At 56.3% G+C, this 22,287-nt stretch carries 22 protein-coding genes and 1 pseudogene; 11 read left to right on the top strand and 12 right to left on the bottom strand.

Going from position 1 to position 22,287, the window contains the following annotated elements:
• Positions 1-55: 55 nt before the first annotated feature.
• The gene (locus RHM55_RS22375) at positions 56-1,132 is read left to right on the top strand and encodes a polysaccharide biosynthesis/export family protein (protein ID WP_322178376.1); all 1,077 of its coding nucleotides are present in this window, start codon (positions 56-58) and stop codon (positions 1,130-1,132) included.
• A 187-nt stretch (positions 1,133-1,319) separates the two neighbouring features.
• Positions 1,320-1,517 (top strand): transposase, encoded by a 198-nt coding sequence (locus tag RHM55_RS22370; RefSeq protein ID WP_322183150.1) that lies wholly within the window; start codon positions 1,320-1,322, stop codon positions 1,515-1,517.
• A 282-nt stretch (positions 1,518-1,799) separates the two neighbouring features.
• Here the strand turns inward: RHM55_RS22370 and RHM55_RS22365 are convergent, their stop codons facing one another.
• Positions 1,800-2,699, bottom strand: coding sequence for a LysR family transcriptional regulator (locus RHM55_RS22365; protein ID WP_322178375.1), 900 nt, complete (start codon positions 2,697-2,699; stop codon positions 1,800-1,802).
• A gap of 306 nt (positions 2,700-3,005) precedes the next feature.
• Here RHM55_RS22365 and RHM55_RS22360 point away from each other — a divergent pair, with 306 nt between their 5' ends.
• Complete coding sequence (locus RHM55_RS22360) at positions 3,006-3,614, top strand: NIPSNAP family protein (protein ID WP_322178374.1); 609 nt, start codon at positions 3,006-3,008, stop codon at positions 3,612-3,614.
• 406 nt (positions 3,615-4,020) lie between these two features.
• Complete coding sequence (gene ssuE / locus RHM55_RS22355; protein ID WP_219061349.1) at positions 4,021-4,602, top strand: NADPH-dependent FMN reductase; 582 nt, start codon at positions 4,021-4,023, stop codon at positions 4,600-4,602.
• Positions 4,603-4,609: 7 nt separating this feature from the next.
• Here ssuE and RHM55_RS22350 read toward each other — a convergent pair whose 3' ends face one another.
• On the bottom strand, positions 4,610-4,876 hold the full coding sequence (locus tag RHM55_RS22350) for a hypothetical protein (protein ID WP_322178373.1): 267 nt from the start codon (positions 4,874-4,876) through the stop codon (positions 4,610-4,612).
• A gap of 144 nt (positions 4,877-5,020) precedes the next feature.
• The gene (locus tag RHM55_RS22345; RefSeq protein WP_322178372.1) at positions 5,021-5,932 is read right to left on the bottom strand and encodes a LysR family transcriptional regulator; all 912 of its coding nucleotides are present in this window, start codon (positions 5,930-5,932) and stop codon (positions 5,021-5,023) included.
• Positions 5,933-6,058: 126 nt separating this feature from the next.
• On the opposite strand from RHM55_RS22345, the gene RHM55_RS22340 reads away from it, so the two are divergent.
• The 4 genes from RHM55_RS22340 to RHM55_RS22325 all read left to right on the top strand — a co-directional run bounded on the left by RHM55_RS22340 (position 6,059) and on the right by RHM55_RS22325 (position 10,132).
• Positions 6,059-6,760 (top strand): CoA transferase subunit A, encoded by a 702-nt coding sequence (locus RHM55_RS22340; protein WP_322178371.1) that lies wholly within the window; start codon positions 6,059-6,061, stop codon positions 6,758-6,760.
• Positions 6,761-6,835: 75 nt separating this feature from the next.
• Positions 6,836-7,492 carry a CoA transferase subunit B gene (locus RHM55_RS22335; protein ID WP_322178370.1) on the top strand — a complete coding sequence of 219 codons (657 nt, stop codon included), beginning with the start codon at positions 6,836-6,838 and terminating at the stop codon, positions 7,490-7,492.
• Positions 7,493-7,669: 177 nt separating this feature from the next.
• Positions 7,670-9,088 carry a short-chain fatty acid transporter gene (locus RHM55_RS22330; RefSeq protein WP_322178369.1) on the top strand — a complete coding sequence of 473 codons (1,419 nt, stop codon included), beginning with the start codon at positions 7,670-7,672 and terminating at the stop codon, positions 9,086-9,088.
• Between the two features lie 180 nt (positions 9,089-9,268).
• Positions 9,269-10,132, top strand: coding sequence for a LysR family transcriptional regulator (locus RHM55_RS22325; RefSeq protein WP_322178368.1), 864 nt, complete (start codon positions 9,269-9,271; stop codon positions 10,130-10,132).
• Here the strand turns inward: RHM55_RS22325 and RHM55_RS22320 are convergent, their stop codons facing one another.
• From RHM55_RS22320 to RHM55_RS22305, 4 genes are all read right to left on the bottom strand, one after another.
• Positions 10,133-11,263 (bottom strand): HPP family protein, encoded by a 1,131-nt coding sequence (locus RHM55_RS22320; RefSeq protein ID WP_322178367.1) that lies wholly within the window; start codon positions 11,261-11,263, stop codon positions 10,133-10,135.
• Positions 11,264-11,382: 119 nt separating this feature from the next.
• Positions 11,383-12,819 (bottom strand): cytochrome-c oxidase, cbb3-type subunit I, encoded by a 1,437-nt coding sequence (gene ccoN, locus RHM55_RS22315; RefSeq protein ID WP_322178366.1) that lies wholly within the window; start codon positions 12,817-12,819, stop codon positions 11,383-11,385.
• Positions 12,820-13,052: 233 nt separating this feature from the next.
• Positions 13,053-13,454: a DUF488 domain-containing protein gene (locus RHM55_RS22310; RefSeq protein ID WP_322178365.1), complete on the bottom strand. Its 402-nt coding sequence runs from the start codon at positions 13,452-13,454 to the stop codon at positions 13,053-13,055.
• A gap of 55 nt (positions 13,455-13,509) precedes the next feature.
• On the bottom strand, positions 13,510-14,445 hold the full coding sequence (locus tag RHM55_RS22305) for a 2-hydroxyacid dehydrogenase (RefSeq protein WP_322178364.1): 936 nt from the start codon (positions 14,443-14,445) through the stop codon (positions 13,510-13,512).
• Between the two features lie 168 nt (positions 14,446-14,613).
• On the opposite strand from RHM55_RS22305, the gene RHM55_RS22300 reads away from it, so the two are divergent.
• Both RHM55_RS22300 and RHM55_RS22295 read left to right on the top strand, forming a co-directional pair.
• Positions 14,614-15,177 carry a histidine phosphatase family protein gene (locus tag RHM55_RS22300; RefSeq protein ID WP_322183075.1) on the top strand — a complete coding sequence of 188 codons (564 nt, stop codon included), beginning with the start codon at positions 14,614-14,616 and terminating at the stop codon, positions 15,175-15,177.
• 650 nt (positions 15,178-15,827) lie between these two features.
• Entirely contained in the window at positions 15,828-16,925 is a 1,098-nt protein-coding gene (locus tag RHM55_RS22295; protein WP_407074576.1) for a glycerophosphodiester phosphodiesterase, read from the top strand.
• 97 nt (positions 16,926-17,022) lie between these two features.
• Here the strand turns inward: RHM55_RS22295 and RHM55_RS22290 are convergent, their stop codons facing one another.
• Positions 17,023-18,096, bottom strand: coding sequence for a diguanylate cyclase (locus RHM55_RS22290; RefSeq protein ID WP_322178363.1), 1,074 nt, complete (start codon positions 18,094-18,096; stop codon positions 17,023-17,025).
• Positions 18,097-18,677: 581 nt separating this feature from the next.
• Between RHM55_RS22290 and pssA the strand changes: the two genes are divergently transcribed.
• Positions 18,678-20,021: a CDP-diacylglycerol--serine O-phosphatidyltransferase gene (gene pssA / locus RHM55_RS22285; protein WP_322178362.1), complete on the top strand. Its 1,344-nt coding sequence runs from the start codon at positions 18,678-18,680 to the stop codon at positions 20,019-20,021.
• A 41-nt stretch (positions 20,022-20,062) separates the two neighbouring features.
• Here the strand turns inward: pssA and RHM55_RS22280 are convergent, their stop codons facing one another.
• From RHM55_RS22280 to RHM55_RS22270, 4 genes and pseudogenes are all read right to left on the bottom strand, one after another.
• Complete coding sequence (locus tag RHM55_RS22280) at positions 20,063-20,977, bottom strand: hypothetical protein (RefSeq protein WP_322178361.1); 915 nt, start codon at positions 20,975-20,977, stop codon at positions 20,063-20,065.
• A 307-nt stretch (positions 20,978-21,284) separates the two neighbouring features.
• Positions 21,285-21,479: pseudogene (locus RHM55_RS26055) on the bottom strand (hypothetical protein); the annotation flags it as partial.
• 68 nt (positions 21,480-21,547) lie between these two features.
• On the bottom strand, positions 21,548-21,733 hold the full coding sequence (locus RHM55_RS26050) for a hypothetical protein (protein ID WP_416151989.1): 186 nt from the start codon (positions 21,731-21,733) through the stop codon (positions 21,548-21,550).
• Between the two features lie 53 nt (positions 21,734-21,786).
• Positions 21,787-22,173, bottom strand: coding sequence for a hypothetical protein (locus tag RHM55_RS22270; RefSeq protein ID WP_322178360.1), 387 nt, complete (start codon positions 22,171-22,173; stop codon positions 21,787-21,789).
• Between the last annotated feature and the right edge of the window lie 114 nt (positions 22,174-22,287).

Genomic DNA, 22,287 nt, shown 5'->3' with positions numbered 1-22,287 from the left:
GGGAAGCAATGAAATCACTGTGGTGCACCGTGCACCTTTCGGAAGGATAAAATATATGAAGCGAACCCTAGCTGTTGTGCTGCTTTCCAGCCTGATTTTGCAAGGCTGCGCATTTGCTCCCGGGCAGCATATGACGCCAGATGAAGTCGAAGACAATGGACCGGACGAACCTAAAGTCCACCTCGTGGCCATTACGCCCAAGAGCGTGCAGCAACAACATATCTCAACCAAAACCTCAGTGCTGCCGCCGGAGCTGGTGAACTACCGTACTCCCGAATACGTGGTCGGTGCAGGTGACACTTTATTGGTGACCGTCTTCGAACACCCCGAGTTGACAGCCCCGGGTTCCCTGGACCAGCTCGATGCCAACAGTCGGGAAGTGCTGAGCGACGGAACGGTGTTCTTTCCCTATGTCGGCAAGATCCAGGCCGCGGGCAAGACCGTCGCACAGATACGCGAACAGTTGAGGATGGGCTTGCTGCCGCAATACACCGAGGTCAAAGTCGACGTCAAAGTCTATCGTTACAACAGCCAGCGCATCGTGCTGTCAGGTGCGTTCAAGAATCCTGGAACGCAACCGATCACCAACATCCCGCTGAGTCTGGTGCAGGCCATCAGCGCTGCCGGGGTGGACCTGACCGACGCCAACCTGGCGGGGTTGACCCTCAGTCGTGACGGTAAGGAGTACGTGCTCGATATCGACGCACTCAACCGCAAAGGTTCGCAACTGAGCAAAATCCTCCTCAAGAATGGCGACTACCTGCACTTGAACAGCAACTCGCAGAACAAGATCTATGTGCTGGGTGAAGTCATGCGCCCGCAAGTGATCTCTTTCGGCACAACCAGCGTGACGCTGATGGAAGCCCTTGGCAATTCCGGTGGCCTCAGCCCGGACTCTGCCGACGGCAATGCGGTCTACGTGATTCGCGCTGCGGATAACGATGGCCAGGGCGCAACGGTCTACCACCTCAACGCAACAAAACCGACCTCCTATGTGCTGGCACGTCAATTTGAACTTGAGGCACAGGATGTGGTGTTCGTCGGTCCGGCCAATATCACCCGTTGGAACCGCTTCATCAGCAACTTGCTGCCATCGGCCAGCGTAGTCGCTACTGGCACCGCCTTCAAATAACTGAACCGCACTACAACCCTCCCCGCCTTCGCCGAATGCGGGGTTTTTTTTGCCTGCGATTTGGCGGCTGACGACTGTTGCGTAAGGGGGCAGCGAACACACCTTCCGAACCCGGTCGATAAGGACGATGGTGTCCGCGTATTTTGATCTGACCCCCTGAATATTGGACATCAACATTGAGGGGGTCATGAAAAAGTACACAGAACAGGCGAAATTGTCGGTTGTTGAAGATTACTGTTCGGGGTGCAGGTCACAGAGAGGTCGCGCAGCCCAAGCGCATGACGTTTGCCAAGCGCAGCAGCTGAATCCGCAGCAGGCCAGTTTGCTTGATGACCTGATCGATACCGAGACCACAGCACTTGAAGCAGAGCTTCAAGCGCTGTAATCCATCAGTGGCTGTACGAAATCGAAAGTGAAGTCCGAGACCTGGAACCGGATTTACGGCGCCGAATACGACAAGAAAAGCCGTACCGGTGATATATATGCTGCATGCCTGGATAGTCGCCCAGCGGGCAAGTGGAATCGACCAATTGCTGGCGCAATAAGTGGCGACCGGTTTCTCTGCTCAAGGCTTGATGCCCGTGCGCATACTAACAATGCGTGTGTGTGTGTGTGTGTGTGTGTGTGTGTGTGAAGCCTTCACTTGCAAGACCCATTGAGCCGACGTTTAACGCTGACCTAAAGTTTCCATCATATATTCGACAAAACAGCGCAATTTTGATGTCATCCGATGGTCCGCTGCGTAAAGCAGGTGGATGGGGCGGGCAGGCCCCTCGTAAGTGGGGAGTATTCGAACTAAGTGGCCCGATGCGAGGTCGGCCGCAAGGGCACGCTCGTAACCGATCAAGATGCCAAAGCCGTCGCACGCGGCTACGTGCAGTGCTTCCCAGTCATTGATCTGCAAGCGGCCGCGCACCGGCACCTCCGTAATCTGTCCATCCTGCTGAAAATGCCAATTCCGACTGAGGTCGGATACCCAAGGGGCGAAGCCCAGGCACTCGTGGTCGATGAGATCCGACGGCAGTTGTGGCGTACCGTGCGCAAGCAGGTACGCCGGAGATGCACACGCTACAAGACGATAGGTACGCAACGGCCGTGCAATAAGCGCGAGATTTTTTTGCAGCGGACCGAGACGCACGACAGCTTCATAGCCTTCTTCGACCGGATCGATTAGGCGATCTGATAATGTCAGCTCAACGTCAACATCTGGATAGCGATTAAGAAACTGCGTGACCACCGGCATCAACCCGTGGCGTCCAAAAGTAACAGGGGCATTGACGCGCAAACGACCTTGCGGCCTGGCATGCGAAGACTGCGCCAGCATGTCGGCGGCTTCCACTTCGGAAAGGACCGAATGGCATCGGTCCAGATAAAGCCGGCCAAATACCGTCAAGCTTTGCTTCCGGGTCGTCCGATTTAATAACCGAGTTTCCACCCGTTGTTCAAGCGCCTCGATATGTTTAGCCACCATCTGTGGCGACATATTGAGCTTTTCCGCTGCGGCAGCGAAGGACCCATAGCGAACCGTTTGGACAAACACCGTCATGCTTGTCAGTCGATCAAGCATTAACAACCACCCGTTGTTAAAAAAACAAATGTACACCCATTTATCGAGTATCTAACGGCAATTATCCTCATCGTGTGTCACTGGATTGGCAAAAATCCAGTGAAGGTACCCATCGTTCGAACGTCATCAGCGCGCTGGCCATTGAGTGGTGGGAGTCTTCATTCGGCTTACTTGCCGATGACTCATCCAAACGATTGCCATCTGCCCTGGCTAATGCGACATGAGTGTCAAACGCCCCTCCTCTGTCGTCGTGCCCACGATGAACCCTAGGCGGGGTCTTGTTGATTTGAATAGTCGAGATATCGCATGTTTTATGAACTCACAACACTAAGTTGTCCACCGCTCACAGAGGGCGCCGTCGCGACTGCCGCGTGCGCGTGGATGGCGCAAGGGCCTGGCCAATTACTCGGTGTCTGGCGCTCAGAGATTGGCGACCTTTTCCAAGTTAAACTCCTGCGCGGGTTTGACACTGCGGATGCTCTTGAAGACGAACGTCGCCGAGCGCTGATGGTGAAAGCGCCTTTCGGGATCACTGATCCCGCCATCCGATTGAACACGGAAAGCTATATGCGGTTTCCGTTCTTGGCGGATATTTCCCCCGCGGCGTTTGGAAATTTTTATGAATTCAGGACGTATTTTCTTAAGCCGGGAGGTCTCACACCTACGCTAGCCAGTTGGGAGGATGCTCTTGCGCCGACAAATGAATATACCTCTCATCTAGTGCTGAATATGTACGCGCTTGATGGGCCGCCGCGCATCACCCACATCTGGGGGTTTTCCAGTTTGGAAGAGCGCGGTGTGCTAAGAGCGCGTCATTATGCTGAAGGCCTTTGGCCGCCCAAGGGTGCACCTCAGCAAATTGCCAGAGCGACAACAATGATATGCATACCAGAACCTTACTCGCCTCTGCGCTGAAGGCGTGTGCAAGGCGTCCGATTAGCTGCATCAGCTAAGGCAGCTCGTCGGATCATATCTTCCAATAGTTCACATCTGCCCTGTCCTCAGGCTGGAAGGTGGCCTATCCGTTATAAGTCGGCTACGTCGAATATTGGACGCGGTCGATGTCCCAAGTCCCATATCCCCAGCTAGGTGAAGGTGTATTGGCTGGACGCTTAAACTGTTGCCACAGAAACAGCGAACCAACAGTTACGTGCCTATTGTGCAGTCATAACGACACACGGGCGCGTCATATATTTCTATAAAATCGTTTATTTTCAAAACGTTAGATAATTATTCGATGCTGGCATGCATGCTGCTTTGTACTGGGTAACAGACCGAAGCCATCACCATGGCGGGTGACATTGACCCAAGGAAATACAACATGTTGGTAGTTTCTCTCTCAGGCAGCCCTGCCCTGAAATCCCGCTCCGGCGTGGTCTTGGAACACGCGCGTCATTGGCTGCAAGCCCACGATGTGAACGTCCAGGCCCTGAAAATTCGAGACTTTGCGGCGGAAGACCTGCTCTACGCGCACTTCGACAGCCCGCAGGTCATCGACTTTATCGAAGCGGTCAAACAGGCCGATGGCCTGTTAATCGGTACACCTGTGTACAAGGCGTCATTTTCCGGCGCACTGAAAACCCTGCTCGATCTGCTGCCCGAGCGTTCGTTGCACGGCAAGGTTGTTCTGCCTCTGGCCACCGGTGGCAGCATCGCGCACATGCTAGCGGTGGACTACGCCCTGAAACCGGTGCTCTCGGCGCTCAAGTGCCAGGAAGTACTACACGGCATCTTCGCCATCGATACCCAGATCAGCTACAGCAACAACGAACAGGGTGGCGAACTCGACGATATCCTCACCGAGCGTCTGCATGAAGGATTGGAACATTTCCATCATGGATTACTGCGAAGGGTCCAGGCCCGGCACTCGCTGGCCGGCGGCCATTTGAAGCTGGCGCTGTGAACCCCCGTCAACCCTGACGATCAGGGTGAGCGACACCCTGCGCTGCATTCATCTCGCCGCGTTTGTCGAATTCATGGACGATCTGTTGCGAGTGGGTCAATTGGGCTTTTTTGGTCTGGTATTCATCAAACGACAACCCGCGACGGTTCAAGTCTTCAAGCGCCAGTTCGCGAGTCTCTTCGGCGGTGTAGGGACGCAGCTCAGGAGCGTGGCTGGCACATCCTGAGAGAACGGCAGCGGTGAGCAACAGGGCAAGGGTCAATAGGCGATTCATGGGCGTGTTCACAGGGCTCTTTTCGGAATGAGTCAAGGCTACTCGCCACCTAGGCCGAGTAGAAATCATCACGCTCGATAGTCGCTATCGATTCTCCTGTGTTCTCCACTCGTCCTCAGAAAGCCCGCCCACCCAAACATTCCTCTAGTGAAGTCGGGGCATTCCCGAGACTTGCTCCTGCGCACACCCAATCAACACCTCTCGCAAGGCCTGGGCCGCCGTCGACAATGTGTGATCAGCCAGCATCATCAAGCCGATGCGCCGTTCAATACGCGGCTCGATCAGCGCGATGCAATGCGCGCCCAGCTCGCGCATTTGCTGCACGCACAACGACGGTACCGCGCTGACCCCGAGCCCATTAGCGACCATACGGCCAATAGTCGCCAACTGATGACTTTCAAACGCGACCGACAGCTTGCCATGCGGCGCCTGCAGGGCTTGCTCCAGCAACAAACGCACGGCGGATGGCCGCTGCAGTGCGATGAAGTCTTCCTGCAACAGCTCACTCCAGGTCACTTCCTCGCGTTCGGCCAACGGCGAATCCATAGGCACCACGGCCACGAAACGGTCCATATAAAACGGGGTAAACAGCAGCGAATTGCTCGATTCCGGCTCAAAACCGATACCCAACTCCACCCGACGATGACGAACCATCTCAAGCACTTGCTCATTGATCACGTCATGCACCGCGACGTTGACCCGTGGGTAGCGATCACGAAACACCTTGAGTGCGCTCGGCAGCCAGTTACCGGCGAATGACGGCATCGCCGCGATCGATACTTTGCCCAACTGCAAGGTGAAGCGCTGGCGCAGCAACTCTTCGGTGTTGTCCCAATCCGCCAACAACTGACGCGCCAGCGGTAACAGGGTTTCGCCCTCCGGTGTGAGGCTGACGCTGCGCGTCGTGCGACTGAACAGCGGCCCGCCAAGGTCCTCTTCCAGACTTTTGATGGTCAGGCTCAACGCTGGCTGGGAAAGATGCAGGCGCTCCCCCGCCTGGGCGAAGCTCAGGCATTGCGACACGGCGAGAAAAGCCCTGAGCTGTTTGACGTTCATCTATTTAGTTTTCTTATCAATCCATCAGAAAAACAAAATTAACAAATCATTACAGGCAAGGGAAGATGCACTGAACGCTCTCCGACAGCCTGCTTGTCGGTCAACAACTACAAAAGGCGGATCATTATGGCTGGGCTCGACAAACGAGTGGCAACGTACGAAGAAGCGCTGGATGGGCTAACCGATAACATGACGGTCTTGTCCGGTGGTTTCGGTCTGTGTGGCATCCCTGAAAACCTGATCGCGGAAATAAAGCGCCGTGGCGTCAAAGGCCTTACGGTTGTTTCCAACAATTGCGGCGTCGACGGCTTTGGTCTCGGTGTGCTGCTCGAAGACCACCAGATCCGCAAAATGGTAGCGTCTTATGTTGGCGAGAACGCGCTGTTCGAACGCCAGCTGCTCAGCGGCGAGCTGGAAGTCGAACTGACCCCGCAAGGCACTCTGGCCGAAAAACTTCGCGCAGGCGGCGCCGGCATCCCCGCGTTTTACACCGCCACCGGCTACGGGACTCCCGTCGCTGAAGGCAAGGAAACCCGCGAGTTCAATGGACGTCACGTGATCCTTGAAGAAGCGATCACCGGCGATTTTGCTATCGTCAAAGGCTGGAAAGCCGACCATTTCGGCAACGTGGTGTACCGCAACACGGCGCAGAACTTTAACCCGGTCGTCGCCACCGCTGGCAGAGTCACCGTGGTCGAAGTCGAAGAAATCGTCGAGCCAGGCGAACTGCTGCCCAGCGAGATTCACACCCCGGGTATCTATGTTGATCGCGTGATCCTGGGCACCTTCGAGAAACGCATCGAACAGCGCACCGTCAAGAAGGCCTGAGGCCGTTCTTTCGCTGCACTCAAAGAGTCTTCTCGCCCAGAACACTCTCGTTCCGAACAATAAGAGAACCTGACCATGGCACTTTCCCGCGAACAAATGGCACAGCGCGTCGCACGCGAACTGAAAGATGGTTTTTACGTCAATCTCGGCATTGGCATTCCGACCCTGGTCGCCAACTACGTGCCCACCGATATCGACGTGATGCTGCAGTCGGAAAACGGCCTGCTCGGCATGGGTGAGTTTCCGACCGAAGAAACCATCGATGCCGACATGATCAACGCAGGCAAACAAACAGTGACCGCCCGCAAAGGCGCATCGATTTTCTCCTCGGCTGAATCCTTCGCCATGATCCGTGGCGGTCATGTGGACCTCACCGTGCTGGGTGCTTTCGAAGTTGACGTCGAGGGCAACATTGCCTCCTGGATGATCCCCGGCAAGCTGGTCAAAGGCATGGGTGGCGCGATGGACCTGGTGGCCGGTGCCGACAACATCATCGTCACCATGACCCACGCCTCCAAAGACGGTGAATCCAAACTGCTGGCGCGTTGCAGCCTGCCGCTGACCGGCGCCGGTTGCATCCGCAAAGTGCTGACCGACCTCGCTTACCTGGAAATCGCCGACGGCGCATTCATCCTGCGCGAACGCGCGCCGGGGGTCAGCATCGAAGAAATCATCGCCAAGACCGCTGGCAAACTGATCGTGCCGGACGATGTCGTGGAAATGAGTTTCTGATCCTTTTGTGGTGATAGCCAAGAGGTCACCAAACGACGCCTCCACGCTGTGCCATTCTGCCCCTTCAGTACTTGAAGGGGTTTGTTGTTTTGTAGCTTCACCGCTTTGCGCGTGCTCTAACAAAAACGGGCTACACCCTTAGCCCCTCAATAATAAATTCAAAAAAAGGTAGGACCCATGGCCGCCCATATCGAAGACAGCCGCTATGCCCGCTTTGCCCTGCGTTGCGCCAATTGGGCCGAACGCTGGTTCCCTGACTCCTGGGTATTTGCCGTGTTGGCTGTGGTTATCGTGGCCGTTGCGACCATGGCCATGGGCGCCAAACCGACTGAGGCCGCCACCGCGTTTGGAGACGGTTTCTGGAGTCTGATTCCATTCACCATGCAGATGGCTTTCGTGGTGATCGGTGGTTACGTGGTCGCCAGCTCACCACCTGCGGTACGCTTGATCGACCGCTTGGCGCGTATCCCGAAGAACGGGCGCTCGGCGGTGGCCTGGGTAGCGTTGATCTCCATGGTCGCCTCTTTGCTTAACTGGGGCTTGTCGCTGGTATTTGGCGGTCTGCTGGTTCGCGCGCTGGCGCGGCGCACCGATTTGCGCATGGACTACCGTGCCGCCGGCGCGGCTGCTTACCTGGGCCTGGGTGCGGTGTGGGCGTTAGGCCTTTCGTCTTCGGCCGCGCAACTGCAAGCCAACCCGGCCAGCCTGCCACCGTCGATTCTGGCGATTACCGGCATGATCCCCTTCACCCAAACCATCTTCCTTTGGCAGTCAGGCGTGATGTTGGCGATCCTGATCGTGGTCTCTCTGGTCATCGCCTACGCCACCGCGCCCGGCCCTTCCAGCGCCAAGGATGCAGCGGCCTGCGGTGTCGACCCGAGTTTCAGCCTGCCGGCAATGCCCAAGCGCTCACGTCCTGGCGAGTGGCTTGAGTACAGCCCGATACTGATCATCCTGTTAGTGCTGCTGGCTGCTGGCTGGTTGTTCCATGAGTTTTCGACCAAACCGGCGATCACCGCCATCTCCGGGCTGAACACTTATAACTTCCTGTTCATCATGACCGGTGCCCTACTGCACTGGCGCCCGCGCAGCTTCCTGGATGCGGTGTCTCGCGCGGTGCCAACCACCACCGGCGTATTGATCCAGTTCCCGCTCTACGGTTCGATTGCGGCACTGATGACCACGGTTAAAGGCAGCGATGCGCAGACCCTGGCCCATCACATTTCGACCTTCTTCACCCAGATCGCCTCGCACGATACTTACGCGTTGCTGATGGGTGTGTACTCGGCGGTGCTGGGCTTCTTTATTCCGTCAGGTGGTGGTAAGTGGATCATCGAAGCGCCTTACGTGATGCAAGTTGCCAATGACCTGAAATATCACCTGGGCTGGGCGGTGCAGATCTACAACGCAGCCGAAGCCCTGCCGAACCTGATCAACCCGTTCTACATGCTGCCGCTGCTGGGCGTTCTGGGCCTGAAGGCGCGTGACCTGATTGGCTTCTCATTTGTACAGTTGCTGGTCCATGCGCCTCTGGTGCTGTTCATGCTGTGGGCGTTGGGCACCACGCTGACGTATCTACCGCCGGTCATGCCATAAACCATTGGCCACTTCTTGCCGATGCAAGAGGTGGCCTTCTTAGCGGTTCCTCCACCATCGAGATAATCCTTCCGATTGAGTTAGCCAAGGTTTCCAGCGTGCTCTGGCATTTTTATTGATGACTCCCTACACCTGGCGGATGTCTCTACAATCAGGCCCTCTGATTTGAAGTGAACCCACATGGACATCGACCTGGCTCGAACCTTTGTAGAGATCGCGCGGTATGGCAGCCTTGTCGCTGCCGCCGAACGACTTCATGTTACGCAGACGGCCATTACGGCCCGCGTGCAGAAACTTGAGAGTCATCTCAACTGCACGCTGTTCATCCGCAACCGGGCCGGCGCTAAATTGACGGCTGATGGCGAAGCGTTCGTCGCGTATGCCAATCAACTGGTGCAGACCTGGGAAGCGGCGCGTCGGGACCTTCCTCTGCCTGAAGGCTACCGCAATGTGCTGCACATCGGGGGTGAAGTCAGTTTGTGCAACCCGCTGATGCTGAGCTGGGTGCAACAGCTACGTGAAAAAATCCCGACCCACGCCTTGCGCGCAGAGATAGGGGACGGCAAGCAACTGTTGCAACAACTTGAACTGGGTGTACTGGATGCCGCGCTGGTCTATCAGCCAACCTACTGGCCGGGCCTGCAAGTCGAGCAACTGCTGGAAGAGAAACTGATTCAGGTGCGCCTGACATCCAACCCGGAGCCCTACGTGTATGTCGACTGGGGCGATGACTTCCGCAAGCAACACGATGCGGCGCTTCCAGACCAGGCCAAAGCGGCGATCGGCTTCAACCTGGGGCCATTGGCGCTGCACTACATTCTTGAAAATGGCGGTGCCGGTTACTTCCGTACCCGGGTGGTCCAGAGTTATCTGGACAGCGGCGTATTCGAGCGCGTGCCAAAGGCGCCAGAGTTCACCTACCCCACCTATCTGGTCTATTCGCGTGATCGTGACTCGGCGGTATTGCAGTCGGCTTTCGAGCTGTTACGAAACATCGTCAAAGCAGACAGTGATTGGTCGCAACGCTGGGACCCAATCATCTAGTCATCCAAGGTGCATGATCAAATCCCGATGAAGCGCTGCAATCAGATCGGTCTGGGTCACGATGCCGACCAGCTCTCCCTTCTCGATGACGGGCAGGCAGTGCAGCCCCGATCCTGATAACAGCGGAATCAGTTCGACGACATGTGCATTACCGCTCACACACGTGACTGGGCGGGTCATCACGTGCTCCAGCACCCTTCCGCGGCGCAGGCCCAATCGGCCCAATACCCCCAATCGTCTGGTATTGCGCGAATGCCCAAGCAAATCAATCAAGCTGACAATGCCGACAAGGCGCCGCTCCTTATCCAGAACAGGTAACGTCTTGAGGTGTTGCGAGGTCAGCATATTCAGCGCCTGCTCGACCGGCGTGTCCGGGGTGGCACACTGTAAATCGCGCGACATGATCTGAGACGCCGTGATATCCCCCATGCTGCGCCGTAACGCATATTTTTCAGTGGCACGCACGATGTCTTCGAGCTCTTCACGTGTCACATCGACAAACTCACCGATGTCGGCCAACGCCAGATCCAGGTCTGCAGAGGTGATGCCGACGCGCTCCTCTGGGGCTGGATCGTCGGTAGCGCGTACAGCCGTCACAACGTGCAGTTTGGGATAACGTACTCCGGTGATGTTGTTGTAGAGCAAGGCCGCAACCAACAGGCAAATCGCATTGAGCATGACCGGGTAGAACACCTGAAGGCCCATCCCCGAGAGTTCGGTATCCGCCAATACCAGGCATAGGGCCAAGGCCGCCCCAGGGGGGTGCAAGCAACGCAACACACACATCGCGCCCAACGACAGGCCAACGGCCAAGGCGGCGCTTTCCAGCGAATAGCCGACATAATGGGTGACAATCAACGCCACCGCTGTTGAGGTCAGATAGCCGCCAATGACCGGCCAGGGTTGCGCCAGTGCCCCCGAAGACACGGCAAACAGGATAACGGCCGACGCCGCCACCGGCCCCATCAAATGCAATTCGACTGAACTGCCAAAGACTGCGCGACAGATCAGCGTGCTGACCAGCAACCCGAGAAAACTTCCGACACTCGCTCTCAACCATTCTTTGGGACGTGTGTTTAATGTCGCCGGCGTAAAACGAGCAAGCCAACCCATAAAGCGATAACGCTGCATAATCAAAACCAGAATTAAAAAGGCGCACCCAAACAAATGGATGAGCCTCGTATCAGGGCGACGATACTAAAAAAAATTCATCCCAGGACAGGGAAGCGCTTCACATCTCTTGTCGTCAATCAAGCCACGGCCACAATCGGTGATTGGACGTTGCGCTCGCCTGCTCGCACAGTGCGCCAGGTGTTGTAGGCCATCAGCAGCATCCCGCCAGCGAAGGTCGAGCCGCCGATAAGTCGCACAACGTAGCCTGGGTGACTGGCTTGTAGCGTTTCGACGAAGGAGTAAGTCAATGTCCCGTCATCGTTGATCGCACGCCACATCAACCCCTGAGTGATGCCATTGACCCACATCGACGCGATGTACAAAACGGTACCTATGGTCGCCAGCCAGAAGTGCACGTTGATCAGCCCCACGCTATGCATGTGTTCGCGGCCATACAGTTTGGGGATCATGTGGTACAGCGTCCCGATGCTGATCATGGCAACCCAGCCGAGCGCGCCAGCGTGTACGTGGCCAATGGTCCAGTCGGTGTAATGGGAAAGCGCATTGACGGTTTTGATCGCCATCATCGGCCCTTCAAAGGTCGACATGCCGTAGAACGCCAGGGACACGACAAGGAATCGCAAAATCGGGTCAGTACGCAACTTATGCCACGCCCCCGACAGGGTCATCATGCCGTTGATCATGCCGCCCCAGCTTGGCGCCAGCAGAATCATCGACATCGCCATGCCCAGCGACTGAGCCCAGTCGGGCAGTGCGGTGTAGTGCAAATGGTGCGGACCCGCCCAGATGTACAGAGTGATGATTGACCAGAAGTGCACGATGGATAACCGATAGGAGTAAATCGGCCGCGCGGCCTGTTTCGGCACGAAGTAATACATCATGCCCAAAAAGCCGACAGACAAAATAAAGCCCACAACGCTATGGCCATACCACCACTGGACCATTGCATCGGTCGCGCCGGAATAGACCGAATAGGACTTTAGCAAACTGACCGGAACCGAAAGGTGATTGATCACATGCACCATGCCTGTCACCACGATGAAGGCACCGTAAAACCAGTTACCGACATAAATATGTTTAACGGTGCGGCGGGCGATAGTGCCGAAAAATAAATAGGCATACGCCACCCAGACGACGGCCACCGCTATCGCAATTGGCCATTCCATTTCGGCGTATTCCTTGGACGTGGTATAGCCCAAGGGGTACGTGATCAGCAGGGCAACGATAATGGCTTGCCAGCCCCAGAATACAAAGTTGGCCAACCTGTCGGATATCAACCGAACCCGACTGGTGCGCTGAACCACATACAATGACGTTGCAAATAATGCACCGCCACCAAATGCAAAAATCACCAGATTAGTATGGACAGGCCGCAAGCGGCCAAACGTGGTCCATGGCATATTCAAGTTCAGCTCCGGCCAGACTAACTGTGCGGCCAGAATCACGCCCATCCCCATGCCAAGGATCCCCCAGAACAGGGTCATTAACGTGAAGCGGCGAACAACGTCGTAATTATAGGAAGCGTTGATATCGGGAGCGGTTACACGGGCCATAATTATTCCATTACAAGCACACTGAGTGACTCACACTGATCGCCGAAAAAAAGACACATGTGTGCCTTGAATCCAAGCGTCAGAACTCAATGAAGCAAGCACTCGAGACAGCGGGGATGGAGACAGTAAACCGTGAGCGCCCGCAGTGTGCCGATCAGCGGCACGCTGGGCAATGTCAAATTAATGATGTTTAACTTCACTTTTATTGAAGTGACTTGCATTACACCTGTTACTCACTTGAGGTGTGAGCCGGCATAACAGACGGGAGAACTTTGCGGCCCTTGCTTATCCAGTTCTTCTTCAAGCCACTCCCTCAGCACGATTGCATTGTTATGTTCCGTGTCCTTCGCCGAATAGATGAGTGTCAGCGTGCCTTGGCGGGCAGGTTCGAGAAGTCGCCACCAATGTTCCGGATGAGCCGTCAGTTCTTGGCGATACCCCGTACAAAAATCCGCGAAGCTCATCGCGCCGCTTTTGAACGCCTTTCTTAACGGGGTGGTCGGGCCCGTGTCAGGCAGCCACTCGTTGAGGACCAAGCGGTCTTTGCGCATGTTTCTTGGCCAAAGTCGGTCGACCAATACCCGATAACCATCTGCGGGGGACGCCGGGTCATAAGCGCGCTTGCATTGAATCATGGCCTTCTCCTTTTACCGACGGCTACGTAACAGGGTCACAACGTTAACGCTCGATTCAACTGCGCACTGGGGTCAGCACCGGTTGCCCGGAAAAGTACGCCAGCAGATTGTCCGCCACCAACTGAACAGTACCCTGCGAAGCTTCCGGAGAGAGTCCTGCGACATGAGGGGTGAGCACCACGTTGCTCAACGCCTTGAGCGCGTCCGGTACCTGCGGTTCATTATCGAAGACATCCAGTGCGGCGCCAGCGATACGATCATGTTCAAGCGCATCGATCAGGTCCGCCGTCGAGATGACGCTGGCACGCGCGATGTTGACGATAAAACCGTGAGGGCCCAGGGCATCCAGTACGTGTTTGTCGACCAACTGCAGAGTTTCTGCCCCACCCGGGGTCGCGACGATAAAGAAGTCCGAGGTGCTCGCCAGTTCGACCGGGCTTGCGCAATAAGCGTAAGGCACATCACTGCGGGGCTGGCGATTGTGATAACTCACGGACATATCAAAACCCAGAACGGCACGTTTGGCGATCGCCATGCCCACCGCGCCCAGCCCAAGAATACCGAGGCGTTTGCCAGCCAGCGAAGGACGCATGACTTTACGCCACTCGCCGCGCCGTACCGATGCATCGGCACGCGGGATATCACGCACCAGCGACAGCAACAGCGCCAAGGCGTGATCGGCGACCGAGGGTGCATTGACCCCGGCCCCGTTTGTCACCGTAATATTCCGAGCCTTGGCGGCCTCAAGGTCGACATGCTCATAGCCGGCGCCGATCACGCAGATGATTTCCAGATGAGGTAGCGCGGCGATCTCATCGGCATAAAAACCCAGCGGACCGCGGGTTAATACGGCATTGATCTGCGCACCATGCGTCTCGATGGCTTTTGCCCGCTCGGCCGGACTCGGCGCGAGAATCAGGTTAAAACCACTGTTTTCGAGTATCGGCAAATAGTCGTTAATGGTTTCAACCAGCACTAGAACAGTCGTCATACGTTCCTCCATCCCCAAGTCCACTGTCAGACCACACTCAATCAGTCTGAGGACTATGCCGTCTATCAGGCCTGCCCGTCACGTGGCAAACGGCGGTCGCTCCCGCGAAATGATACAAGGGCATGAGGCATGTAAACTTGCCCACCCGTAAACCCCGTATGGATCCCCATAATGGCGACTCGTTTGACCTTGATCTGCCATGCCCGGACACTCGCACAGAAGCTCGCGCGTTTTCCGCTGGACGAGCCTGTCGAACTGGATTGGCAGGCTGCAGGGCATTCGCTGGCCGACCGCTTCAAGCCCTCCGTGCATTTACTCAGCGCACCCGAGATCCGCGCCCGGCAAACCGCTCACCTGTTCGGGTCGCAGATGGATATCGTCCCTGAGTTGCGCGATTGCGATTTTGGACACTGGCAAGGCAAACGCATCAAAGACCTCCAGGCGCATGAGCCCGAAGCACTCCAGGCCTGGAGTGCAGACAGCGCTTCAACTGCGCACGGCGGCGAATCGGTGGCCGAGGTCTGCGCCCGCGTCGGCGCATGGCTCGACACCCTGCGCATGCAGGGACACTTCGTCGCGATCACCCACCCCTTCGTCATCCGCGCCGCCATCCTGCATGCCCTGCAGTGCCCAACGGCAGCCTTCAACTCGATAGACATCGAGCCATTATCCGCGACTGAGTTGCGGTTCAACGGGCGGTGGCGGTTACGGATGCAGGAAGGGCTTTTGTGAGGATTCTAGAGCGGGCGCAAAAAGGCACCCGAGACGCCCTTATGCACATGATGTCAGGTCAAAAAAACCAGATGATTCGATGAGTGTCAGATCTGGTTCCGGGGGACTGAGCGAAGGAACTGTTTGCCGTCTTCGTCATAGATGAAATAAACACGCTTCTGTGACCACACGTACTTGTCATGCATCGAGTACAGCCCGACATCCACTGTCTCCAAGTTCTGATCAACGTCTATTTCGTAGAGCAGTTCGGTATCAGTGAAGCTACGGATACAGCTCGAAAAGAATACGCCAGGCTCTCGCTTCGCTATGTTGAGTTCCAAAAAAGTCTTTACCGTCATCTCCATGCCTGGATGATTCCTCACTAAAAATTGGCGCCATTTTAACCGTGACCTGTCGGTTCCTGGAATACCTGAAACGGGCCGAATCGTTGCAAAAGTGACCGACGGCTCACTCACCATTTCGTCATCGACGACTTGCTACAGTGCAGCAACGACAGCTTGATTGCTCTCGCTGATGGTTGCTGTTAATGCTTGAGACTTGGGAGGCCTCGATTTATCGGGGCCTGCATGGCGATCAAGACGGGCGTGAATGATCCGTGCAGAAAAGGAAAATCAAACATGTTGAAAGGTATTCCACGAGCGGTCGGGCTCATGACACTGTTGGCGAGCGCGCTGCTGATGAGTGAGTCCACGCTCGCGATTGAACCGCCGAGCAAGACACTCGCCGCCAAAATCGGGGTGCCCTGGCCTGCCGTCATTGCGCACCGGGGCGCGTCGTTTGATGCGCCAGAGGAAACCATTCCCGCTTATATGCTGGCTCGAGAGCTGGGGGCTGATTATCTGGAAATGGATATTCAGCGCACCAAGGACGGAGTTCTGATCGCCCTGCATGACGATACCCTCCGACGCACTACCAACATCGCGCAGGTCTACCCGGACCGGATCACGCAACCTGTGAGCAGCTTCACGCTGGCGGAGCTCAAACAGCTGGACGCTGGTTCCTGGTTCAATACCGCCTTCCCCGCCAGAGCCCGCAGCAGTTATGTCGGTTTAAAAATTCTGACCCTGGACGAAGTCATCGATATCGCCGAGGGCGGTGAGAACAAACCGGGGCTGTATATCGAGACCAAGGTTCCCGCCCAGTTTCCCGGCATAGAAGAAGACCTTAAAAATGTCCTGGCCAAACGCGGCTGGCTCGATCAACGACCCGAAGCCGCCCAGGGCCGGGTGAATGTCGCGCACATGCCTGGTCGCGTGGTCTTGCAGACCTTCGAAAAACCAAGCCTCGAACTGCTGCAAAAAAGCATGCCACAGGTGCCAAAAGTGCTGTTGTTGTGGTTAGGGGATGGCTATATCCAGGCCAGTTCGGACGCCACGTTCAAGACCTCTGGCGCCAAAGACAAGGCCAGCTTTTATGCCGGACAGGACGTGAAGTCCGAAGCGGAGTTCGCCGGGTGGATTGAGTGGGCCAAAGCTCACGGAGCAATCGGCATTGGGCCTTCATCAGCGCTCAAAGACGGTGGCGATCAAAGTTATGTGGACTTGGTCAAGCCATGGATGAACCGTATGGCCCATGACAAAGGCCTGATAATCCATCCCTACACCGTCGATGACGAGGTGGATTTCAAAGCACTCAGCGCCCGCGGAGTCGACGGTTTCTTCACCAACCGCGCGGCACAACTGCTGACGTTCTATGGCCGTCCGTCTTCAGAAAGCCTCGACACCCTTCTTCGTCGAAGCGGGTATTGAGCGCATTTCACCCGTGCTGAAGGCAAGGCTCCGTTATCGGCTCAAGGCAAGCGCTAACGAGTCCTTGCTGAACAGCATGTTTACTGCGACCCCGCACTCAAGCGGGATCACGCACGACCTGATGAAATGCCCCGTCAATCAAACAACCGACCCGGTCACGCCCCGTGCTTTTAGCCCCATACAGCGCCTTGTCGGAGTCACTTAGCCAACTGGTCGCATCCAGATGGGCAGGGCTGTAGGCGGCCAGTCCAATGCTAAGGCTGACCCTCATCGCCGGTTCCCGTTCGTAACGGATGGAGCCGAAGGTATCGCGCAGGCGGTCCATAATCTCGGCCGCGACCACGATCGGGGTATCAGGCAAGATCACGCAAAACTCATCGCCGCCATACCGCCCTGCCAGATCCGAGGCCCTCAGGTTTTGTTTGAGTACCGTGCTCAATTGCCGGAGCACATGGTCCCCCACCACATGGCCATAGGTATCGTTGATCACTTTGAAGTGATCGATGTCGATCAGGGCGATGGTGCCACTCTGCTGCGTATTGCTGCAGGACTGGAACTCAAGGTCCAGATGATCCTTCCACGAGCCATGGTTCAACAGGCCCGACAAGCTGTCGGTACGACTGAGGGTCAGCAATTCGCGCTTGTGGTTTTTCAGCAGATGAGTCTGTTTGTACGCAACCCAGCCAAGCGCCAACGGGTAGATAGCGAGCAAAGGTACACAGGCATACATCTGGAAAACTGTGGTTTCGGGCGTAAATACCGGGGAAAAAATCAGCAGGGAGACCGCAATACCCAACGCTTGTGCCAGCCAGCCTCCCAGCAGAAAACGCGGCCCCGCGATGGCCATATTGTTCATGGACATCATTGAAAGAGCGATGACGCTGGGCAGCAGGTTGAATTGCATGGCCCCCACCCAGAGGCCGCCTAGACATGAATCAATCAGTAGATTGCGCTGCTCAGCCTGGAATGGAACCGTCGATACGCGAGCCCATTGAAAGGCCAGATGCGGCCAGACAAATCCGGTAAGGACCATCAGCCCCCATACCCAGCCAGACTTGTGCAGTGGGTAGACGACGGCGGCAACGCAGAAAAACCCGAGGATCATTCCCAGCGTGCGCGACTTGTACAGCCGCTTCGTGAGTGAAAGTCCTTTTCCTCCGGGGTCTTGCATGGGGTCGAGGCTCCTCTGCCCTACCGCTCGATAAGGGCGGGGAATGAGACAGGATGGCTGTTCGGGCAATCGATCCACAGGCAATCACACATCCATGGCATCCACTTCTGTTGAGGGTGCGAACCGACGAGTAGCGTCATTCAGCTAACCTCCTGGCTCACGATCTGAAGCTTATCAGAGAGCTATCAAATAGCCATCACCCTCTTGTCCGGATACAGAACGCATCGGGACGGGATTAAACATCCAGCTGAACGTGCGGCCCCATATTTTCATATGGTTGGTGATAGTAGAAGTATTCGCGATCAGCACTATTAGCGTTTTCCGGCGTGCTCGCCAAAAAGGTCAGGCACCATGCCCCCGCGCGATTATAAAAAAACAAACCCTGTCATTGTTCAGTTTCAACGACGTGCTGCACCAAGAGATGATGAAGCTGTTCGGTCTGGGCCGCGCCCAACTCATGGTCTTTGGCGTGTTTCAACTGCCATACCGGTCAACTTTGTGCAGCGAGGCAAAGAGCAAACCCTCTCACTGACACTCTGGTGTAAGCTCCCGTGCTATCTGGCTAACGCTTCGAGAGGCTTATGCGCTCCACTTTCAGACGTTCCATCCTGCCCACGCTTCGTGGTTTTGCCTTGGCAGCCGATGCAATCACGATGTTGCCCCACGCCACCGACTACCGACGCTGCCTGCTGGAGAAAATCGCTGCTGCGACTCAGCGAATCTATGTGGTTGCCCTGTACCTGCAACAGGATGAAGCCGGTCAGGAAATCCTCGACGCCTTGTACGCCGCCAAAGCAGCGCGGCCGACACTGGATGTCGTGGTGTTGGTGGATTGGTTTCGCGCACAACGAGGGTTGATCGGTGCCGGCAAGCAGCCCGGTAACTCCGCGTGGTATCAGGCGCAGAACCTGGAGCATGACGTTGAAGTGCCGGTGTATGGAGTGCCTGTGCAGACCCGCGAACTGTTCGGGGTGCTGCACCTCAAGGGAATCGTGATCGATGACTGCGTGATCTACAGTGGCGCCAGCATCAATAACGTCTACCTGCACAAGTTCGACAAGTACCGCCTTGATCGCTATCACCTGTTGCAGAACAAGGCACTGGCCGACTCGATGCAACACTTGGTGCGCAACGATGTACTCACATCCAAAGCCGTGCACCGCCTGGACCTGCCCGCGCCTCCCACCTCTCGCAGTTTGCGGGGTGAAATCCGAGCCTTCAGGAGCCATCTCAAACGCACGTCATACGACACATCGGACGGCAGCGATGAAACCGGTGGCCTGCGTGTCATTCCCCTGCTGGGTGTGGGCAACAAGAACCCGCTGAGTCGCACTATTTGCGAGTTGATCGCGGCCAGTCAGACACAACTGACGCTGTGCACGCCGTATTTCAATCTGCCGGTGACCGTGACGCGGGAAATCAATCGCGCCCTCAAGCGCGGCGTGACCATCGATATCATCATCGGCGACAAGACCGCCAATGACTTTTTCATCCCGGCCGACGAGCCCTTTAAAGTCATTGCCGCACTGCCTTATCTCTACGAAATCAGCTTGCGCCGCTTCGCACAAAAGCATCAGCAGGCCATCGCCAAGGACCAGTTGAATCTGCACCTGTGGAAAGACGGCGACAACACATTCCACCTGAAAGGACTCTGGGCCGACCAGCGCTACACCTTACTGACGGGCAACAACCTCAATCCGCGAGCCTTCCAGCTGGACCTGGAAAATGCTCTGCTGATCGACGATCCAAAGTCCGAGTGGACTGCACGCCGTGATGTGGAAGTCACTCAACTGATGCGTAATACCTTGCGGGTCGGCAAGTACGACGAACTGGACACGCTGAGCGAATACCCGGTCGCCGTGCGCACGTTTCTGCGTCGGGTCAGCCGGGTTCGCATAGAGCGTTTGTTGTACCGCATCCTCTAATTGCAACGTTCGATGATCGCGTAGCGCGCCCACGACAGGGCTCAGTGACCGAGCAGGGCCGAATCGGCTTCACTCGAGGGCGCTTCGAAGCGACTGGCCCACTCACCCAACTGGCTCAAGCGGATATCCAGTTCGTTGAGCAGTCGCGCGGTCGTCTCGCGAACTTCCCGACCATTAAACAAGCCTGGCTCTTTGGTGTAGAGCTTATAACGCTGATTGATCTCGGCCGGACCCAGGACCTTCCACATCGCTTTGGCATTATGGTTGACCAGTGCCACCAGCATCCCGTTGGGGCTGTCGTCAGCGTTGCAGAAGATCAGCGAAACAACCTGTCCCTTGCGCATGGGGATGTTGCTGTCAAACAGATAGATCGGCTTTTCGACCCCGTCCGGCAGTCGGATCCAGAACTCATGGGCCGTGTTGGTTGTGGCGTTGACGAAGGAGTGGCTGGACACATTCATGCTCACCGAGCCGGTGCCTTGCCAAAGAAACCCGCCACCTGTGCTACTGAGCGAATGGCTGGCAGACATCCTCACCTCAGAACGCTTGTCAGACGCCAGTACTTCACCCGTGATGCACATGAAGTTCAGCGAGCGACCGTAATGGTTGAATTTCTCGTCGATGAACGCCAGCGACCGCGGGGTAAGGGTCATCAAGTACATGGTCCTTACGTACTCGGCGTGGGCCACCTTGTCGTTTCGGGCTTTCTCTTGCAGAACCGCACGCTGAACCTTGGCTTCTTCGAGCGCTTTGATCGCCTGCGCCTTAATGATCGGAGATTTTTCTTGGGCATAAGCGCTGGCTTTCGCAGACGCCTGCTTGATCACGGGAGCGGCCTTGTCAGCCATTTCAACAGCGACCTTCTTGCCTTTCTCCATCAACTCGGATGTGCGAGCGAGCAGATCAGGAGAGGCCTCATTGATCTTGTTCTTGATTTTGTCCAGGAAACTGCTCACGTACGTACCCTCTCTTTCCATTGAATGGACCGATGGTATGGCAAATGGCCTGCAGCGAATAGCAGCGATCCGAACAGAAACCGCTGGCTGGCAAGACATACCAATGTGCCTACCAGCCAGCAAGGCATTTCCTGACCGTTCAAGACAGAAGCTAACTCTTCAAGGCATCGTAAGCTTCGAGTGCGTGCAGAGAGAAGATGCTCGCGGACCACGTCACCCGCTGGCTTGTCGCTACGCAGGGCGATAAATGCCGCCTGACGTAAACGACACTTGAGTTTGATCCAGTCCGGGCTGCGTTTGGACACGTAAGGGCTGCCAGAGCCTTGGCTTGCAGTGGTAATCGCTCAGTCCAGTCGTTGCCGTTGCGGCGGAGCAGGCGCACCTGTCCAGCGCTGAAATGGGTCAGGATCCGGTAGCCGTCGAATTTGATTTCATACAGCCATTCGCCACTCGGCGGTCTATCGACCAGCGTTGCCAACTGAGGCGCCAGCGTGTCAGGAACGTGGAAGGACGTTTTGGCTTTTTTGGTTGTATCCACAGTGCGTGTCTCACCCACAGTCGCGCCACTGATCACGCTCTTCGGTAGCGCCTCGACGAGGTCGTACTCCTCTGCAGGTCGCGCGCTTCGTGCTTTTGCACCACAAAACTCAATGACTTGGCCCCGCGCGAGGTCTGCTTTCGATCAGCAAGCTTCGACGGCTCGGAAGTGATGTCGAAATTGCGTTTGCGAGCGTACTCACTCAATGGCTTGGCCATGATCGATTACCTTGCGCTGGATCGGAGCAGGTGGAGATTTGCTTAAAGAGACCTCAAGAGGCTTTGCTGGTTTTCTTTCGGGCAGGTGCCCGTCCTTTGGCCGGGCTTTTGCTGCTCAGGCTGCGCTTGAGCAACTCGGTGAGGTCAATGACATCGGCGCTTTTGCGCTCCAGTTCGCCGACACTGGTTTCGACATCCTCGATTTTTCCTTCGCGGCCCTTGGTCTCGACCAGTTGCATGATCTTTTCTTCGAAGGTGTCACGGTACTCATCGGGCTGCCAATCGACGCTCATATCCTTGACGATATTTTCCGGGGTCATTTCCTTGCCGGTGACCTTGTTGATCCGCTTGTAACCGACCGGTTCCATACTGCGCTTCAACGCGACCGGGATATGCACCAGCCCGAAACCGATCGCACCCTTCCAGATTGCTCGTGCCATCACCTGACTCCCTGCGCTGTCGTGTTATAGAAATGGCAGGAGCGTCGAGACAAAGTTTCGGGGAGGCGACGAGTGAAGGCTGCGATGAGGCCGACCAAGGCAGGAGCCTTGGTC

This window comes from Pseudomonas sp. MH9.2 (assembly GCF_034353875.1).
Classification (GTDB): domain Bacteria; phylum Pseudomonadota; class Gammaproteobacteria; order Pseudomonadales; family Pseudomonadaceae; genus Aquipseudomonas.
The sequence above is the reverse complement of the archived record's forward strand: the minus strand, read 5'-3'. Positions and strand labels throughout refer to the sequence as shown.

What these genes read in the sequence shown, in the direction of transcription:
- RHM55_RS22375 (WP_322178376.1), top strand. Translation starts at nt 56, where the DNA reads ATGAAGCGAACCCTAGCTGTTGTGCTGCTTTCCAGCCTGATTTTGCAA.
- RHM55_RS22370 (WP_322183150.1), top strand. Translation starts at nt 1,320, where the DNA reads ATGAAAAAGTACACAGAACAGGCGAAATTGTCGGTTGTTGAAGATTAC.
- RHM55_RS22365 (WP_322178375.1), bottom strand. Translation starts at nt 2,699, where the DNA reads ATGCTTGATCGACTGACAAGCATGACGGTGTTTGTCCAAACGGTTCGC.
- RHM55_RS22360 (WP_322178374.1), top strand. Translation starts at nt 3,006, where the DNA reads ATGTTTTATGAACTCACAACACTAAGTTGTCCACCGCTCACAGAGGGC.
- ssuE (WP_219061349.1), top strand. Translation starts at nt 4,021, where the DNA reads ATGTTGGTAGTTTCTCTCTCAGGCAGCCCTGCCCTGAAATCCCGCTCC.
- RHM55_RS22350 (WP_322178373.1), bottom strand. Translation starts at nt 4,876, where the DNA reads ATGAATCGCCTATTGACCCTTGCCCTGTTGCTCACCGCTGCCGTTCTC.
- RHM55_RS22345 (WP_322178372.1), bottom strand. Translation starts at nt 5,932, where the DNA reads ATGAACGTCAAACAGCTCAGGGCTTTTCTCGCCGTGTCGCAATGCCTG.
- RHM55_RS22340 (WP_322178371.1), top strand. Translation starts at nt 6,059, where the DNA reads ATGGCTGGGCTCGACAAACGAGTGGCAACGTACGAAGAAGCGCTGGAT.
- RHM55_RS22335 (WP_322178370.1), top strand. Translation starts at nt 6,836, where the DNA reads ATGGCACTTTCCCGCGAACAAATGGCACAGCGCGTCGCACGCGAACTG.
- RHM55_RS22330 (WP_322178369.1), top strand. Translation starts at nt 7,670, where the DNA reads ATGGCCGCCCATATCGAAGACAGCCGCTATGCCCGCTTTGCCCTGCGT.
- RHM55_RS22325 (WP_322178368.1), top strand. Translation starts at nt 9,269, where the DNA reads ATGGACATCGACCTGGCTCGAACCTTTGTAGAGATCGCGCGGTATGGC.
- RHM55_RS22320 (WP_322178367.1), bottom strand. Translation starts at nt 11,263, where the DNA reads ATGCAGCGTTATCGCTTTATGGGTTGGCTTGCTCGTTTTACGCCGGCG.
- ccoN (WP_322178366.1), bottom strand. Translation starts at nt 12,819, where the DNA reads ATGGCCCGTGTAACCGCTCCCGATATCAACGCTTCCTATAATTACGAC.
- RHM55_RS22310 (WP_322178365.1), bottom strand. Translation starts at nt 13,454, where the DNA reads ATGATTCAATGCAAGCGCGCTTATGACCCGGCGTCCCCCGCAGATGGT.
- RHM55_RS22305 (WP_322178364.1), bottom strand. Translation starts at nt 14,445, where the DNA reads ATGACGACTGTTCTAGTGCTGGTTGAAACCATTAACGACTATTTGCCG.
- RHM55_RS22295 (WP_407074576.1), top strand. Translation starts at nt 15,828, where the DNA reads ATGACACTGTTGGCGAGCGCGCTGCTGATGAGTGAGTCCACGCTCGCG.
- RHM55_RS22290 (WP_322178363.1), bottom strand. Translation starts at nt 18,096, where the DNA reads ATGCAAGACCCCGGAGGAAAAGGACTTTCACTCACGAAGCGGCTGTAC.
- pssA (WP_322178362.1), top strand. Translation starts at nt 18,678, where the DNA reads ATGCGCTCCACTTTCAGACGTTCCATCCTGCCCACGCTTCGTGGTTTT.
- RHM55_RS26050 (WP_416151989.1), bottom strand. Translation starts at nt 21,733, where the DNA reads ATGGCCAAGCCATTGAGTGAGTACGCTCGCAAACGCAATTTCGACATC.
- RHM55_RS22270 (WP_322178360.1), bottom strand. Translation starts at nt 22,173, where the DNA reads ATGGCACGAGCAATCTGGAAGGGTGCGATCGGTTTCGGGCTGGTGCAT.